At 34.9% G+C, this 17,585-nt stretch carries 17 protein-coding genes; 10 read left to right on the forward strand and 7 right to left on the reverse strand.

Annotated features, from left to right (window positions below; translation table 11 throughout):
• The first annotated feature begins 127 nt into the window (after positions 1 to 127).
• A complete protein-coding gene (locus ACMZ42_RS18955; RefSeq protein ID WP_415732385.1) occupies positions 128 to 895 on the forward strand; it encodes a sulfite exporter TauE/SafE family protein in 768 nt (255 codons plus the stop codon).
• A 177-nt stretch (positions 896 to 1,072) separates the two neighbouring features.
• On the opposite strand, the gene ACMZ42_RS18960 is transcribed toward ACMZ42_RS18955, so the two are convergent.
• Complete coding sequence (locus tag ACMZ42_RS18960) at positions 1,073 to 1,348, reverse strand: hypothetical protein (RefSeq protein WP_370080384.1); 276 nt, start codon at positions 1,346 to 1,348, stop codon at positions 1,073 to 1,075.
• Between the two features lie 509 nt (positions 1,349 to 1,857).
• Between ACMZ42_RS18960 and ACMZ42_RS18965 the strand changes: the two genes are divergently transcribed.
• The 8 genes from ACMZ42_RS18965 (at position 1,858) to ACMZ42_RS19000 (ending at position 10,490) form a co-directional block, all read left to right on the forward strand.
• The gene (locus tag ACMZ42_RS18965; RefSeq protein ID WP_100543794.1) at positions 1,858 to 2,376 is read left to right on the forward strand and encodes a sigma-70 family RNA polymerase sigma factor; all 519 of its coding nucleotides are present in this window, start codon (positions 1,858 to 1,860) and stop codon (positions 2,374 to 2,376) included.
• Complete coding sequence (locus ACMZ42_RS18970; RefSeq protein ID WP_370080386.1) at positions 2,369 to 3,256, forward strand: DUF3298 and DUF4163 domain-containing protein; 888 nt, start codon at positions 2,369 to 2,371, stop codon at positions 3,254 to 3,256. Before ACMZ42_RS18965 ends, ACMZ42_RS18970 begins: the two co-directional genes overlap by 8 nt.
• 361 nt (positions 3,257 to 3,617) lie before the next feature.
• Positions 3,618 to 4,742 (forward strand): endospore germination permease, encoded by a 1,125-nt coding sequence (locus ACMZ42_RS18975; RefSeq protein WP_415732386.1) that lies wholly within the window; start codon positions 3,618 to 3,620, stop codon positions 4,740 to 4,742.
• Entirely contained in the window at positions 4,742 to 6,199 is a 1,458-nt protein-coding gene (locus tag ACMZ42_RS18980) for a spore germination protein (protein ID WP_370080390.1), read from the forward strand. Before ACMZ42_RS18975 ends, ACMZ42_RS18980 begins: the two co-directional genes overlap by 1 nt.
• Positions 6,196 to 7,353, forward strand: coding sequence for a Ger(x)C family spore germination protein (locus ACMZ42_RS18985; RefSeq protein ID WP_415732387.1), 1,158 nt, complete (start codon positions 6,196 to 6,198; stop codon positions 7,351 to 7,353). The genes ACMZ42_RS18980 and ACMZ42_RS18985 overlap by 4 nt, the downstream gene beginning before the upstream one ends.
• 937 nt (positions 7,354 to 8,290) lie before the next feature.
• Positions 8,291 to 9,052, forward strand: coding sequence for a TerC family protein (locus ACMZ42_RS18990; RefSeq protein ID WP_370080394.1), 762 nt, complete (start codon positions 8,291 to 8,293; stop codon positions 9,050 to 9,052).
• 187 nt (positions 9,053 to 9,239) lie between these two features.
• The gene (locus tag ACMZ42_RS18995) at positions 9,240 to 9,872 is read left to right on the forward strand and encodes a Bax inhibitor-1 family protein (RefSeq protein ID WP_370080396.1); all 633 of its coding nucleotides are present in this window, start codon (positions 9,240 to 9,242) and stop codon (positions 9,870 to 9,872) included.
• A 108-nt stretch (positions 9,873 to 9,980) separates the two neighbouring features.
• Positions 9,981 to 10,490, forward strand: a complete 510-nt coding sequence (locus ACMZ42_RS19000) for a ferritin (protein ID WP_370044429.1) — start codon at positions 9,981 to 9,983, stop codon at positions 10,488 to 10,490.
• A 51-nt stretch (positions 10,491 to 10,541) separates the two neighbouring features.
• On the opposite strand, the gene ACMZ42_RS19005 is transcribed toward ACMZ42_RS19000, so the two are convergent.
• The 5 genes from ACMZ42_RS19005 to ACMZ42_RS19025 form a co-directional block, all read right to left on the reverse strand.
• On the reverse strand, positions 10,542 to 11,849 hold the full coding sequence (locus ACMZ42_RS19005; protein WP_415732388.1) for a DUF4179 domain-containing protein: 1,308 nt from the start codon (positions 11,847 to 11,849) through the stop codon (positions 10,542 to 10,544).
• Positions 11,850 to 12,359, reverse strand: a complete 510-nt coding sequence (locus ACMZ42_RS19010) for a sigma-70 family RNA polymerase sigma factor (protein ID WP_415732389.1) — start codon at positions 12,357 to 12,359, stop codon at positions 11,850 to 11,852.
• 483 nt (positions 12,360 to 12,842) lie between these two features.
• Entirely contained in the window at positions 12,843 to 14,384 is a 1,542-nt protein-coding gene (locus ACMZ42_RS19015; RefSeq protein WP_415732390.1) for a M56 family metallopeptidase, read from the reverse strand.
• Position 14,385: 1 nt separating this feature from the next.
• Positions 14,386 to 14,754 carry a BlaI/MecI/CopY family transcriptional regulator gene (locus tag ACMZ42_RS19020; RefSeq protein ID WP_370080404.1) on the reverse strand — a complete coding sequence of 123 codons (369 nt, stop codon included), beginning with the start codon at positions 14,752 to 14,754 and terminating at the stop codon, positions 14,386 to 14,388.
• A 220-nt stretch (positions 14,755 to 14,974) separates the two neighbouring features.
• Complete coding sequence (locus tag ACMZ42_RS19025) at positions 14,975 to 15,445, reverse strand: GNAT family N-acetyltransferase (protein WP_415732391.1); 471 nt, start codon at positions 15,443 to 15,445, stop codon at positions 14,975 to 14,977.
• 223 nt (positions 15,446 to 15,668) lie between these two features.
• Here ACMZ42_RS19025 and ACMZ42_RS19030 point away from each other — a divergent pair, with 223 nt between their 5' ends.
• On the forward strand, positions 15,669 to 16,277 hold the full coding sequence (locus ACMZ42_RS19030) for a transglutaminase-like domain-containing protein (RefSeq protein ID WP_415732392.1): 609 nt from the start codon (positions 15,669 to 15,671) through the stop codon (positions 16,275 to 16,277).
• 117 nt (positions 16,278 to 16,394) lie between these two features.
• Here ACMZ42_RS19030 and ACMZ42_RS19035 read toward each other — a convergent pair whose 3' ends face one another.
• Positions 16,395 to 17,576 carry an iron-containing alcohol dehydrogenase gene (locus ACMZ42_RS19035; protein ID WP_415732393.1) on the reverse strand — a complete coding sequence of 394 codons (1,182 nt, stop codon included), beginning with the start codon at positions 17,574 to 17,576 and terminating at the stop codon, positions 16,395 to 16,397.
• Between the last annotated feature and the right edge of the window lie 9 nt (positions 17,577 to 17,585).

The raw sequence follows: 17,585 nt of genomic DNA on the forward strand, positions 1-17,585 counted from the left end.
TGTAGAATTTTAAAATATTTAAAATATTTAATTCTCAAAATTAATAGAGAAATACTATTTGAGCTATTTACAGTCACGATTCATTTCGCTACTATCAGAATATTATTATAGAAAAGAGATGACCACCGTGCCTTTTGATTTAGATGTAAACACTTTACTCATTCTTATTATTTTGGGCTTTCTAGCTGCATTTATTGATTCTGTTGTAGGAGGAGGCGGACTTATTTCATTACCCGCTCTTATGTTTGTTGGTCTTCCACCATCTGCAGCCGTGGCTACCAATAAATTAGCGGGCACTATGGGGTCATTAACGAGCACCATAACATTTTATCGCTCTGGAAAATTGGATATTAAAGCCGTTTATAAATTGTTCCCTTTTGTTTTTATAGGTTCCATGATTGGTGCATGGATTGTCCATCTTATGGATCCCAGCGTATTAAAGCCACTTATGCTTGTCATGCTAGCAGCTGTGGCAATTTATACTATTTTCAAAAAAGACTGGGGTAGCATTTCTACCTATAAAAAATTGACACCTAAACGCTACGCATTTTTCGTGGTGATCATTACCTTAATCGGCTTTTATGATGGCTTTTTAGGGCCAGGGACAGGCTCTTTTCTACTGTTTGCCTTTTTAATTGTTGGCTTTGACTTTTTAAAATCTGCGGGAAATGCCAAGTTTTTAAATTTCGGAAGTAATATCGCCGCCCTTCTTATGTTTATATACTTAGGGCAAATAAATTATGCCTATGGTTTACCAATGGGACTTGCGCAAATTGCTGGAGCTATTGTTGGTTCTAAATTTGCCATTAAACGTGGTAGCGGGTATGTACGTAATTTATTTATCGTTGTGACAATTCTATTACTTTTGAAAAATACATATGACTATTTTTCATGATTGATTCCTTATTCTATCAATTTTCCCATGCAGTTATAATGAAGATCAAACTAGCTGTGGCATTTTTCATTAATGAAATTGTATAAGAAGTTATCAATTTATCAACCAAATAGAAGCATGTTAAAAATACAGCATGCTTCTATTAAAGTTCAGTTACTCATACTTCTCTGTCTATAATTATTCTTTCTTACTATAAATTCCATAAGCAATAACTCCAAATAAATAACCTATTCCAGCCCCTAAGCTAATTGTAAATACTAGAAAGTTTGGTTTGAAGTACATGCCAAAAATCTCACCGAAAGCACTACCAAAAATGATTCCCAATGGTATTAAACTATCTTTTAAATCTTTAGCGTCTTTTGACTTTTTCATACCTAATGTTCCTTTCTGAGAAAAAATCCCACCTATTCCAGGGCCAAGAGCAAAACTTAAAGAAAGATATACAATCAACATACATAAAAGAAATCCTGCCAAAAAGCAGCTAAAGGAGTAATTGCTTGTATTTTCACTCTACTATATGTACGAGATGGTTCATGTAGAAAAAATTCCAGAGACACTTTCTCATTTCGATCATATTTTTAGGATATTTTCTTCGATTGCAATTCCAGCTACTCAGATTCTCTTCCTCCCCCAGCCAATTTTATTTGTAATTGTGACCAATTTACTCTTTCCCCTTTCTAAGCAATTGTAAAAGGATTATAATTTGCTATGATTTTTCACCACAGTAAAATGTACAGCATAGTGCAACTTTACCAGTGGAGGATTTCTTAATCCGCACTGATGATTATTACAAATCGATTTTTTACTGACAGTTATGCGGGGTAAATTACCAAGTACCAATGACTTATCTTTGAAGTTAACAAAAATAAGATAAGTTTTTTATGCGATAAACTTTTTTTCCCCTTTCACACGTCTAGTAGTTGTATACAATTTGAAAATGTTATAAAGGAGCTTCTTTGGACATGAAAACAAGAAATGCATTTCAACATGAAGAGGTGTTTGTCCAGTTAATTCGTGAACAGAAAGAGCGTTTTTATTTGCTCGCGTATAGCTATACGAAAAATGAACAGGACGCACTTGATGTTGTACAAGACAGTATTCAAAAAGCAATGCTTTCTCTAGATCGATTAGAAAATGTCGAGTATATGAAAAGCTGGTTTTACAAAATCGTCGTACGTACATCTATAGATTTTTTACGTAAGCATAAACGCTTACAAGTGACAGACGATGATACATTGCAATTTTTAACACCTGCACAAGAGGATGTCTACGAAAACGTTGATTTAGAACATGCGTTAGATGACTTACCCGTAATGTATCGTGAAGTTGTTATTTTACATTATTTTGAAGATTTAAAACTCGCTGATGTTGCAAATATCCTTAACATTAAGCTGAGTACTGCTAAATCACGTCTTTATAAAGCGTTAAAACTATTGAAAATACAGTTAGAAGATGTGAAGGGAGAAACAGCACATGGATGAAAAATTAAAAGAATTAGAAAAACAATATAATGAGGTATCTATCCCAAAGGAGCTTGATTTTGTGGTTGAAAACGCATTAAAACAAGGTAAAAAGAAAAGAAAAAAACGAGCACCACAATGGTTACTTGGATCTGCGGCAGCTGCAATGCTTTTTACAGCTGGTTTAAATGTCAGTCCGGCAATGGCACGAACACTTTCAGATATTCCTGTTGTTGGTAGTGTCGTAAAAGTCTTAACTTGGACTGAATATGAAGTAAAAGAAGAAACGTATGATGCAGACATTAAGGTACCTTCTATCGAAAACTTAGAAAATAAAGATCTTGCTAATGCTTTAAATGAGAAATACCGTTCAGAAGGCAAAGCTCTTTATAATGACTTTATTGCCGAAGTTGGTGATTTAAAGGCTAACGGTGGCGGCCATCTAGGTGTAGATAGTGGCTACGACGTAAAAACAGATAATGACCAAATCTTGTCGATTGGTCGCTATACTGTCAATACAGTTGCATCATCTTCTACAACGATGCACTACGATACAATTGATAAACAAAATGAAATTTTAATTACACTACCAATGCTATTTAAAGACGATCGTTATATTAAATCGATCAGCGAAAACATTATTGAACAGATGCGCAAACAAGCTGCATCCGACTCAGATAAAGTATACTGGGTAAAAGGTGCAGGGCTTCCAGATGAAGAAGTTACGGACAACTTTACAGCTATTAAAGCAGACCAGCAATTTTATATTTCTGATAAAGGGAAACTTGTGATTTCCTTCGATAAATATGAAGTGGCACCTGGCTATATGGGCGTTGTAGAATTCGAAATCCCAACCGATGTCCTTAAAAAAGATCTTGTAAGCTCTAATTATATTCATTAATCATTTGCAATAAAGTGAAACCTAAATCCGTGGGGGGTTCTATATCCACGGATTATTAATCTTCACCAATCGGGCTTTTACGGGCAGTAAGTCTCTCACCTCACTTCTTTATGGGGGAGACTTACTGCCCTTTAAAATATAATTTTAAAAAACGAGGTATTTGAACCGTCAATTACCTCGTTTTTTTCTATAAAATATTTTTTCATGAACGATATCAATTATGCCTCGGCATAATTGTAGCTGTCGCTATCAACCGCTGAAAGAAGTTAAAAATCTCTTTTCAGAGTAGTTTGTCATACTTATAATCCCCTCACTTTTTGTCTAAGCTAAAGTGTATCAATTAACGTTAGAGGGTTTTTATATGAAAGGTGTAGGATCAATTAGTATTTTACATGTTGTCTTCTTATCTATGACTGTTATCGGCTTAAAAAATCACGTGACAATTATACCCCCACTACTCGGCGTTGTAGGGAGAGATGGTTGGGCATCTGTATTAATGGCCGCATTTATTATATTCTTCTGGCTATTTCTTTTAGTTTATATACAAAAAAAGACGAATCAAGAACCTATTAGAGACTGGTTAGATGGGGAAATTGGGAAAATGGGCTCTACAATTGTCATCTATATTATAGTTATTTTTTTACTCATTCTAGCTGCTTTTACGATGGTCGAAACATTGCAATGGGTAAACACTACGTTTTTACCTGAAACACCGGTCATTATATTATTACTCATTTATACGATTCTTTGTCTTTTACTCGTTACAACAAGCTTACAAACCATTGTTATTTTAAATGTCTTTGTATTATTCGGTGTAATAGTCTTTGGTTTTTTCGTAGCATTTACAAATATACAGGTTAAAGATTACGAGTTATTACGTCCATTTTTTGAGCACGGATTCCAACCTGTTATAAAAGGGATGATTTACCCGGCATCAGGATTTATTGAATTATTAATGCTTATATTTTTACAGCACCAATTTAAAGAGCGCATTCGTTGGTATCATTTTGGCATCATGCTTATCATTTTAATGGGGCTTACTTTAGGACCACTAGTGGCCGCAGTTGCTGAATTTGGTCCAACCGAAGCTGCAAAACAAAGATATCCTGCCTACGAGGAATGGGGATTAGTATCGATTGGTCGCTATATTGAGCATCTTGACTTTTTCTCTATTTACCAATGGCTTACAGGAACATTTATACGAGTTAGCTTCATCTTATATATTATAGCAGATTTATTGAAGATGACTGGGGATCCGAAGCAAATATGGAAAATGATTGCTCCCCCCTTCTTTCTACTTTGTCTACCGCTAATTATTTTAAATGAAAACATATTTTTGAAGGTGAAAGGGAACTATATATTATCAATTACTTTTATTTTCTTTTTCCTTTTGTCCATATTTTTCGTACTAGTAGCTTTCTTTTCAGGTAAGTCTTCTAAAAAGGATAAACCTAAAAAACAAGAAATGGAAAGTGGTGAATCATAATGCCTCAGCAGGAGAAGGCGATAGACCTAAACACTTTAAAAAAACTATTTCAAAAATCAGCAGATATTCAATTTCAGGAATATACATTTAATCAAAAAAAGGTGCAATTCATTACCTGTGATGCGATGATAGACCAGCAACTGCTAAACGAAGTCATTATTCGGCGTATTCAATTTCTTTATGACAATTTAGCTGATACAACCTTTGAAGAAAATATTACACAACAACTTCATGTCCCAACTCTTCAAAAAATCAAAGATAAAGAAGAAGCCATTACCTTTGTATATACTGGGTTTCTACTGCTTTATTTTGAAGAGGAAGAACTTTTATACGCTAGTAACATTGCTAAAAAGCCCAATCGAAATCCCGAAGAAACGAGGATGGAGGTTATCGTTAAGGGGCCAAGGGATAACTTTATTGAAGACATCCGCGTCAACATTGCGCTATTGCGAAAACGTTTACCTACGAATTCATTTTGTGTAGAAAAAGTAGAGCTTGGTAAACGTTCGAAAACAACAGTGGCAATTCTTTATTTTGACGATATTGTCGATATGGATATTTTACACGGAATTAAAAAGCAACTGGCCGCTGTAGATACTGATATTGTCTTTAGTGGGGATATCCTGATGGAGCGAATTAACAAAAACTCGAAGCTTTTCCCAAAATTTGATTATACCGGACGACCTGATTATGCTATTCAGGCTCTAGTAAGAGGTCGTTTTCTCATTTTTGTCGATGGTGTAGCATATGCCGTCATCACACCTGTAAATTTATTTTTATTATTAAAATCCGCTGAAGATAATGAATATCCCATCGTTTTCAGTTCTATAGAACGGCTTTTAAGGATTACTGGCATATTAATTGGTTTGCTGTTACCTGCCTTTTGGCTCTCTCTGACGACTTATCACCAAAATCAATTGCCATTCCAACTTTTAGCAACAGTCGTCCAGGCAAAAACAGGTCTACCTCTCCCCTCCTCTCTCGAAATGCTAATAATGCTACTAATGTTTGAATTGTTTCGAGAAGCTGGCTTACGTCTGCCTTCTGTTATTGGAGGTACGATAAGCGTTGTTGGAGGTTTAATTATTGGTGATGCAGCCATTCGCGCAGGTGTGACAAGTCCAGAAATGATTGTAGTTATCGCGATTTCTACAATTGCATCATTTACCCTTGTCAATCAATCCCTTGTCACAACCATCAGTATATTGCGTATTACGTTCATTATTGCTAGTGCATTTTTAGGTTTATTTGGATTTTTCATCTCACTATACTTTACACTTCTTTACTTATGTAATATCCGGATTTATGGTTACTCTTACATGAATCTTGCCACAGATTTAAACTGGGCAACAATTAAAAAATCGATCTTCCGCTTATCACCAAAGGGCTACACTGAGCGCAATAAAGCACTTGCACCCCAGGATAACACGCGTACCTCAAGCAGGAAGAAGCAATGAAGAAAAAATTCATTTTACTTTCAGGCTTAGCTACTTCACTACTTCTTTCAGGATGTTGGGATATTAATGAAGCTCAAAGAATGTATTATGTAGATGGACTTGGTATTGATTATAAAGATGGTCAGTATGAAATATATTTGCAATTAATTAACTTCACCAATGTTGCAAAATCCGAATATCCTAATCCTCAAACAGTACCTGCAGAGGTTGGACAAGCGAAGGGAAAAACGTTGGAAGAAGCACTTTTTAAATTATTTCGATCCATTGACCAAAAAGTGTTTTGGGGGCATATGACATTTATAATTTTCTCCGAGGAAGCACTGAAAGATAAAAATGCCCTCTCCATTATAGACACTGTGTTGCGGTATAGGGAAACGAGGTATCAAATATGGACCTATTGTACTCAAGATTCTATAAAAGACATCCTTCTTTTAACGCCGATTTTGAATAAATCTCTTATATCATCAAAGCTTAGTACGCCTTTAGATACAGATGATCAAGAAACATTCGTTGAGCCTGTTAATTTCCGTAATTTAGTTATTGGCTTAAATGAACCAAATCACGAAATTGGTATCCCTTATGTAACGATCAATAAAAACTGGGAAACGGCAGAGCAACAAGGACAGGATACTACCTTTATAGGGGTCGGGGTTCTTTCAAAAAGTGGGTTTAAAGGCTTAATTAAGAATGATGCTGCAAGAGGCATGCAATGGATGCATAATAGAACGCACAGAGGTGAAATAACCTTTAAGTTAGATGGTGACGAAACAGATTTTTTAACGGTAACATTGGAAAAAATAAAGGTAGATATTGAACCACTTGTTAAAAATAATCAAGTTACATTTGAAGTAGTTGTAAAATTAAATGCAACTTTAAATGGGTTAAAAACTAATGTTTCAGAAGATGAAATAAGAAAAAAGATTATAAAAGAAGTGAAGAAAGAAATTAGAACAACGTATAAAGAAGCATTAGCGAAAGATATTGATATTTATCGTCTTTCTGAACATCTATACCGAAAAAATGTGAAAGTATGGAAAAGACTAGAGAAGGATGGAAAGATCCCATTAACGCCCAGTTCTATTAGTAAATTAGAAATAGACGTTAACCAAGTAAATTCTGGCCGTAAAACATTTACGGGAACATTTAATGATTAAACTAAAAATATCCCCTTAAATGTACATAACTATTTAAGAGGATATTTTAATTTATCGACTCATCACCAAAAATTGCGGAATATATTTGTTAAAACATTTTCCAATTATCTTCATTCAGTAGAAAACTCCCAAAGGTGGTAAGATGAATGTGGATGTAGTTCCTTTTCAGTGGTTATTCAAACACCTACCGATTATAGAGGAACTCAGTCTAAAGAGCGCCACGTCCTGTGGCAATTGATTTGTGCGAAAGCGCAGCGACAACAACACGGTTTATCTGTGCGAAAGCGCAGCGAAAGCAACAACAACACACGACTGAGTGATCAATATCGCACTAGCCCGGAAACTTTGCAGCGAGTGAAACGGCTCAGAACCGGACACCCCCATTGCCCAGTCGGAACAGAAATCAACCACATGTTATGGTGATGAGATAATGTATCAAATAACTCCCTCTTTTTGTTTATATATATCCCCTTTGAAATATCCTGCGCTATTGTCTTTATAGTTATTTATATACTGAATGCTTATTTTTATCCAATCCTCAAAAAATCATTTAAATAGAATACTGTAGAATAGCTTTTCCTAGCAACAACTTTCCGAACTTTTAACATAGCTTTACATTTTGATTTGCAATTGGTGATCAGCATGCTATAATTCATGTATAAAGAATTGAATAGCTTTTGACAATTATGTCAAAGGGGAGTAGCTAGCAGATGTGAACAAAGCATCTGATTTCACATTCGTCATTACATGGTTATTACCATCGGGTGTGAAGGCATATCTTGGCGTACAGATATTCTGTGCAACAACCAATTAATCAGCTTAGCAAGACCTTTGCCTATTTTTTAGGCATGGGTCTTTTTATTTTGCCTAAAAAAGCAAAGAATACGTTAAAGGCAGTTTATTCATTTCTGTTCAAAGTATAAAGGAGGAAATACACTTGGAGGCAATTTTACTAGAATACGCATGGGTCCTCATCGTATTAATTGTACTGGAAGGTTTATTAGCTGCAGACAATGCCGTTGTTATGGCCGTTATGGTTAAGCATTTACCAAAAAATCAACAGCAAAAAGCACTGCTATATGGTTTAGTGGGAGCATTTGTTTTTCGCTTTGCGGCACTATTTCTTATTACAACGCTCGTTAACTTTTGGCAAATTCAAGCTCTAGGTGCTGCCTATTTATTATTTATGTCGACGAAGCATATTTATGATTCCCGAAAAGCCAAACAAAATCCCGAGGAAATTCATGAGAATAAAAAACAATCTGGTTTCTGGATGACCGTACTGAAGGTTGAGTTTGCTGACATTGCCTTTGCCATAGATTCAATATTAGCTGCTGTCGCCATTGCAGTTACACTACCTCATATCGGAAATTTCGATGTTGGCGGCATTAATGCCGGGCAATTCGCCGTGATGTTTTTAGGTGGTATTATCGGTGTTATTATGATGCGTTTTGCTGCTCGTTGGTTCGTGAAAATACTCGATCAATTTCCATCACTTGAAACAGCTGCCTTCTTAATCGTTGGTTGGGTTGGTGTAAAGCTGGCTGTTCTAACATTAGCACACGAAAAACTAGGTATAATTCCACATGAATTTCCACACTCAACACTTTGGAAGGCCATTTTCTGGATTGTCTTAGTTGCAATTGCCCTTGGTGGTTATTTAGTTGGTGTGAAAAACCAAAGAAAAAATGTAAAATGATGCCCAAAAATATTACCCGGTCCTAGCGAAGGCCGGGTATTGTTTGTCTCACCAAACCGGGATACTTGGTACCCAGTGAGCACCACATTATGATAATAATACATATTTTTTATGATTGAATCTTTTTCAATGTTGATTCGTATGTTACTATATAAAAGTTATTTTACAAAAGAAAGGACTTTTCTATATGGCGTATGCTAAAAATCAAAACTTAAATAAAATCTTAAAACACTTTGCTTTTATGTGGGTATTAACAGTTGTCGGAATGTACATTGCAACATTATTACCTCCTGCAATTGTCATGCCAATATCCATTATTGCGCTTGTACTTCTGATCATTGTCATCTTTGTACGAAACCTGAAGCTTGCTAATTCCATTATGTATACAATCCCCTTTTTAATGGGAATTTTACTATTTTGGACAACACAATTTTACATTGCGGAGCTAGGACAACAGCTTGTTTTACTTGTTTTCGTAGCGACTGTAGCTATTTTTATTGTGTTAGCACTGATTGGTATGATGATGAATAAAGACATTTCCAATTGGGGAAGCTATTTATTCACCGTATTAATCGTCGTTATTGTATTTTCATTAATCTCTATGTTTATACCGGTTAGCAATATGGTCGGATTAATTATTGCAGGAATTACTGTACTACTTTTTAGTCTCTATACTGTTTATGACTTTAACCAAATCCGACATAATCACGTTTCAGATGCTGAGGTCGTTGGGATGGCTTTAAATCTTTATTTAGATTTCATTAATTTATTTATCAATCTTTTAGAAGTAATTTGGCGCATAAAAAAAATATTTGATTAAATTCCCTAATTGAGAATAAACATCAATTAAGTTTTGCAACATTGCCTTTTTTCGCTGTATACTATAAGAATAGCAGCAGGTATTTACTGCAAAGGGAGGAAAACTTTTATGTTATCTGAAAAACTACACACAGCACTAAACGAACAAATGAATTTTGAATTTTACTCTGCGCATGCTTATATGGCGATGGCGGCATATTGCACAGATCAAGATTACGATGGTTTTGCCAACTTCTTTTTAGTACAGGCTGAAGAAGAGCGCTTCCATGCGATGAAATTTTATAATTTCCTAAGTGATATGGGCTACCGTGCAACAATCCAAGGCTTCGATAGCCCAGATAATCATTTCGAGTCTATTTTACATGCCTTCAAAACTGCCCTTTCACACGAGAAAGAAGTGACTCGCCGTATTTATAATTTATCGGATATCGCTTTAGACGAACGCGAGCATGCAACAATGGCTTTCTTAAAATGGTTCATTGACGAGCAAGTGGAAGAAGAATCAACATTCGACACGTTAATCCGTAAAATTGAACGCATAGAAAATGATTCTAACGCAATCTTTATGCTTGACGCTGAATTAGCGACACGTTCATTTACACCAGATGCTGAAGCTTAAAATTTAATGTAAACAAAAAGAATCTGTATGAGCAGATTCTTTTTTGTTTGACTATTTCAATGGAATATCAACCGTTTGAGTTCCATCTAAAAAATTTTCATAATGTGAGAAATAGATGCGGACTGGATTGGCAACTCCCTTTATATCATATGTTTCTGTTTGTTCAATTACATAATCATCAGGTCTATGATAACTTCCTGAATTACTATAAACAGTTTCACCATTTGCATCTATTGCTGTACCAAGTAAACTGATATTTTTATTTTCATAAGAAGTTGGAACATTTATTGTTACCATGTGCTTATTAACTTGAACTTTTAAGCCAGAGAGAGGTGGTTTGGACAGCACTTTCTTTTGATTAAAATCTACCTCGATAAAATCCTGACCTTTTGGCAATGCTTTTACTTTTCCAATGGATAATGTTAACTTTTTAGGCTCCCTAAAATAATTACTTTGCATAAAGAATGTTTCTTCGCCATCTATTAGATTACCTGTAGCTGTTAAGCCATTATTGATTGTCGTCCATTCCTCCCCTTTTTCATCCAATAGACGAATATCATCAAATCCTAAAATCCGCTGATCATTATGTGGATCAAGAGCGATTGTAACACCTGTACGGAGCGGTGAAATAGAGACAGACTTGATGGTGATTTGCTGTCCTTCAAAGCTCATTTTTTCATTCAATTCATAGGACTTCGTTTTCGCTATTGGCTTTTTAAGTGAGAATGGGATCGTAAACTCTGTTTGTTTTTCATCTGCAAATTGGATATATAATTCAAAATTAGCATTGTCATAATTTATAGGATTTTTAAATGAAAACACAAATTTATCTTCAATCAAAGATGTTTCTTTTTCGCTATACCAGCTATAACTTATTCCAGCGGGTAATACCTCACCATTTAGACGGAGCTCCATTTTCTTAGTCTCTAAATCATGAACATCGAACGGCGCTGAAAATGTATAAGGCAAAATCATACCTGTTTCATCAGCAATAACTCCTTGAAGTGTAAATGATAAACCATTTTTCGTTTGTGACAGTCCTAGATCCTCATAATAGTTATTATGGAGTATATCTTTGACCCCTTTATCATACGTAATCATCTCAACTAATGGAGCAAAGCCTGGGATTTTTGCGATGGCACTAGCAAAAGCTGGAGATACACGAATAGACGTTACAAAAAGTAACAATAATGCACAAGTAACAACAATGCTTTTCCATGTACGTTGTCGATTACGCTTTTCTTTTTGGAAGCGTATGACACTGTTCCTACGCGACTCTTCTAATTGCTCATGTGGTATGTCAATTTTCGCTAGTTCTTTGACAAAAATATCATAATCATGCTTTTCTACCTGTTTCATCTATAGCTCTCCCTTCTCCGTAAAATATAGTTTAAGTTTTTTCAATGCCGCATGTAACCTTGACTTCACAGTTCCTTCTGGAATATTTTGTAGCATAGCAATATCTCGATTTTTATAATCTTGAAAATATTTTAGAAAAATAAGCTCTTGCTGCTCTTTTGGTAGCTTTGTAATAATATCTGTCATTTCAAAGCGCTCGTGATTGGGAGCGTTATCGCTGATTTCTATGTCTTCCTGCAAATCAAGACGTCTGCTTCTTTCACGCATATCATGGCAAATATTGAGTAAAATTCGGACAAGCCACGTACTAAAATAACCTGGTTCTTTTACGGTATGTATCTTTTTTAAGCTTCGATATGTAGCTTCTTGTACCGCTTCAATGGCATCATGCTCATTTTTTAAGTAGGCGAATGCCATACGGTACATCGTCTGTTCATATTGTTTTATTAGATGTAAAAAAGCATCTTCATCCCCAGCTATCGCACGCTTCACCAATGCTTGTTCATCCATCACATTCACTCCCTTCTACTTATTAGACAGTCGAGCTGCCAATTTCGTTCGATTTATTTTCAACAATTTAATCAATTGTAACAAATTTCATTTTCATTATAATTCTGTATCCAAAACTACTTCATAGAAATATTAAAAAAGGCTTTTAAATGATTGTTGCTGTTAAAACATAAAAACAGAGTCAATCTACAAAATGTGTAGAATCAACTCTGTTTTTATGTTTGATATTTCGTAAATCGAATATTTAACTACAGCACCCCGTTAGCCACCCATGTAGCGCAAAAATTAGCACTTCACCATAGAAGATAAAAGATGATTAAGTTCTTTCAAGGGAGTTGAACAAGGTGAACACAACCTTTTAACTATTTCTACTTAGATTCGAAGGTGGTATCACATCCCTTAATATGTGATAGTTCGAGAGATGCTAAGTTTCTTAATAATATTAGGGAGAAGCCTACATCACTCAGCTATACAACACGATTTCTATGGTGTAGACTTCATATATCGTGGTGTAGTACCTATAGGATTCTGACTTGAGAAAGGCAGATGATCATTGTTCGTTACCCAGCCACCAAAACGAAATGTGAATTCCACTCGTGCGTCTGTATTCTGTGTATCAATATCTCGCATATAGTCTTTCAATCTATTTTCTAGGTAATTTGGTGTGATGAAATCTGCATATGGTATAGACTTTAACTCATTAAAAGGCAACAAATAGGCTTCGATAAGGGTATTGAGCTCATCATATTCAACAGGTGCTAGTAGCTCATAATCATATTCAATATGAATTACCGTTGTATATTTTTGTCCATTCTGTTTATGCACAATTTCAATCGGGTATCGGTATCTTGCTTCAGTTCCAATGACACCCGCTGAAAACACATCACGATAGAGCTCTTTGTTTATAGTAGGCTCAGGTGGCACAATTTTTCTATCCCCCATATTCTTTGGGTAAATAATAAATTTGTCTGATGCAAAGTTGCCTCTTGATGCACCATTTAAAATGGATTCTTTCATAAATGTTTCGTCTAAATAGTTCAACGGCTTACTGGAAATAGCAAATGCTGAACTGACGGCCATTCCACCTGTTGAAAGTAAAATTAATAGTGCCATCACAACGATTCCGGATTTCTTCTTACTCATATCCATAATGGAGAGTATTCTCTTTTTTAGAATTTGTGTACTTCCTAGAAAATTTGTAGATAAAACACCTTTTCCTCTTTTTAATTTCTCAGCATGTAGTATCGTCTGACTATACGTTTTTCTAAGTTGGATGTCAGTATTTTTTACTACTTCTTCATCACAAGCGTGTTCACAAAGGTTGTCCAGTTCTTTAGCGAATAGATAGAACAATGGATTGAACCAATGAATACTACTAATCAGCAATACAAAAGCTTTATACCATAAATCCTTTCGTTTTAAATGAACTAACTCATGCTTCAATATCATGTTTAGTTCTTCTTCTCGATAAGCATTATTAGGTAGCCAGATAGTATTTTTAGTAAATCCCACTAACATGGGGGAATGGATAAAGCTACATTCTTTCAATGCGATTTCCTTAGTGATATTCATTTCACTTTTAACTTTTTCAAGTAAATGAAGGGTTTTCGGTTCAGTTATCGTTTGCCCCCATCTTTTCACCATGTACATAAAACGATAATGTCTTACAAGATGAACTGCCAAAAATACAACGATTCCTAAAATCCAAATTATCATCACCATCTGCCAAACAGAAAGTGCTGTCACTGTATCTACAGATGAGGACACAAGCGTTATCTGACTACTGTTAGTTGGAACAGGTTCTTTAGATGGTACTTGCACCGATTCTGATAGATTGAAAACTGGGGTCGATATATTATTGATTGAAAATGGTAAAATAAAACCTGCAAGGATAGCGAGCCAGCCATAATAAAGCCATCTAGCACTGTACCGTTTTAAAAGGGAAGGCGTTACAGCTATAAAGAGTAGTCCAATAAAGGACATAACTACTGATTTAAAGAATAAACCTACCATGATACTGTGCATATTAATCCCTCTTTTCTTCCACCCATTTAATTAATGAAGCTAAATCTTCATTAGAAATAGTATCGGATTTATAGAGTGTACCCACTAAATTCATAAAGGAATTTTTATGGTAGAGCTTCATAAAATGCTCTGTTTCAAAACTTAGATAGGCATCTTTTTCTACTATAGGGTAATAAAATCTCTCCTTACCTTTTTTCTCACTGCGAAGAAATCCACGTTCAGTTAATCTTTGCATAAGGGATACTACGGTTTGGATCTTCCAACCTTTCTCATTTCCTATTTCTCTCATTATTATACCTGTAGTAATTGGAGGATTACTTTCCCAAACTATCCTCATAATCTCAAATTCTGCTTCAGGCAATTTTTTCATATTTACTCACCCCTTTCATTTAAGTCAATTGTCTTACTCGTATAATATATCTTTTTTGAAACAGCGTCAAATTTTGTTATAGATGGAGATATATTATTCAAATACCAAGGGTTATCCTAACAGTCGTTGCATTCTCTGTTCCAAGTTGCAGAAATTCTCTATGGTGATGAAATTTATTAGAAAAACTTCCGAAATGCAAAGAATCAAGGGATAGAATAAATCAATTAATTGAGGAAGGCAGATATTTGGATATCCATTCATATTGAATATCAGCTAAATTTTCTTCATTTACGTGTCCTCTACCTATGATTTCAAATCCTTGTTTTTCATAAAATCGTTGTGCATTTTCATTTACTTCAAATGTATATAATGTTAACCTCCCACTTGATTGTGCTTTTACTTTATCTAGTAATGTATGACCTATACCGATTCCTTGATAATCTATATGAATATATAGTTGGCTTATTTCCTTTTCATTATAGGCAATCATTCCAACTACTTTTTCATCAATTAACGCTAAATCTATTTGAAACTTTTCAGATAATATATGGTTTAAAAAATAAACGTGACTTTCATAGCTGTGAATTTCTTTCTGACCAATAGCCTGTTCCTTACTACCTCGCCACATATCCACTGTTTGTTCAGCGTATTTGGGATTATACTGAGTAATAATCATTTTGTGTTGGTTCACTACAATACCTCCTCAAGTTTTGTTTACTGCTTTATATATTGTTTTCCTGATGAAATTCGATGAATACTACCTGTCGCAGGTATTTTAGCATTTATATAACTTTTTGCTAGTTTCTTTCACTAACCTGCTTCGTTAGTTGAAAAAATATATACTAACCACCTATCTTCATTGTATATTAATACTTAACCACAAATAAAAATACAACAGAAAGGGTTGGTGGTTTATGGGTTTTGTATTTGAATCTAAAAATTCAGGTGATTATTTAATTGAATTAGATGTGGTTGATTACTCTAATTCAATTATTAAAGAAAAAATTGAGGAGCTTTTTCAGTCAACTCAAACAGAAATTGAAAAAACAAAAATTGCTTTTGAATTTGTTCGTGATGAAATATCACATTCTTGGGATATTCAAGGGAAAAAAGTTACTTGTCACGCATCAGATGTATTGAAGTATAAACAAGGTATTTGCTATGCAAAATCAAATCTTTTGGCAGCACTATTACGCTCGCAAGGAATTCCAACAGGTTTTTGTTATCAGCGTTTAATGTTGTTTGATACTCCAGAAAAAGGCTATTCGATTCACGCCTTGAATGCTATTTATTTAAAGTCCCACAATAAGTGGATACGATTAGATGCTCGCGGAAACAAAACGGGTGTTAATGCTCAATTTTCATTAGATGAAGAAAAATTAGCTTTTTCAATTAACAAGGAACTTAACGAAGAGGATTATTCTATTATTTTTGCAAAACCAAACCATAAAACCATTGCTGTATTAAAAGAGCATACTGATGCATTGGAAATGTATAAACATTATTTACCTGAAAGTATATAGTCATTTCACTAACAGGGACTTTAGTTAAATTTTCGATTCAAGAAATATCCAAACAATCTTTGAGAAAACAGTCTAAAAAAAGAGAAACGCCCGCAATCAACGTTTCTCTTTTATTCATTATAGTAGATGAGGTTCTCGAACTTCTCCATCAAATGCAGCTCGATAAATAGTATAGATATCTTCTCGCTTAAGCGGCATCGGACTACGTGCTAAGATTCTTGTTTGCTTTGTCGCATCATCAGTTAGTTGTTCCAGTGCTAATTCTGGTATATTGAATCCTTTTAATGTTGACGGAATATTAACATCGTGAACAAGTTGCTTTAATGCATCTACACATTTATAGGAAGCCTCTTCTTGCGATAAATACGCAGATGAAATACCCATTGCATCTAAAATATCTTTCATACGTTTTTCGCAACTTTGACGAATATAGCCCATTACATATGGTAATAGCACTGCGTTGGAATCTCCATGAGCAATATGGAACTGGCCACCAAGTGGATAAGCTAAAGCATGTACTCCTGCAACACCAGCATTAAAAAAGGCTAAGCCTGCCAAATAACTGCCATAACTCATATCCGAACGAGCCTGTTTATTCTGACCGTCATGCACTGCAGTTCGAATAGAGCCACTAATTAATTTAATGGCTTGTAGTGCAAGTGCATCAGTTACTTCATTGGCATTTACAGAAACATAAGCCTCTATTGCATGTGTTAAAGCATCTACGCCTGTAGCAGCGGTCACTTTTGGTGGTAAGGAAATCGTTAACGCAGGATCTACAATGGAGACATCTGCTAATAAGTAATCATGTGTAACAACATCCTTAGTTGTTTCAAGTGATAGTACGGATATATTTGTCACTTCTGAACCTGTTCCAGATGTAGTTGGAATTAATATCTTAGGTAACCCTTTATTTTCAAGAGTTTTTGTTCCCGTTAAATTTAAGTAATCTGCCACTTTTCCATCATGTGTTGCTAAAACAGCGGCAAGCTTTGCTAAGTCTAATGCACTTCCTCCCCCTAGACCAATGACTAAATCAAAATGATACTTTCTTGTAAAATCAACTAGTTTTTCACCAATTGCGAGCGGTGGCTCAGGAGCAATATCGGTATAAATGGTTGTAGAGTACCCATTGTCTTGTAAAGGCTTTTCAACATTATCTGTTAAACCTAACTCTTTTAAAAATGGATCAGTAATAATTAAAATATTTTTCACCTTTAATTTTTCTACTTCTGGTAATAACTGGTTCAAACAACCCCAGCCTGTATAACTTGCAGGAGTAAAAGTTAATTTATGCATAATTGTTAT

The sequence above is a fragment of the Lysinibacillus sp. NPDC056185 genome (assembly GCF_047737915.1).
Classification (GTDB): domain Bacteria; phylum Bacillota; class Bacilli; order Bacillales_A; family Planococcaceae; genus Lysinibacillus.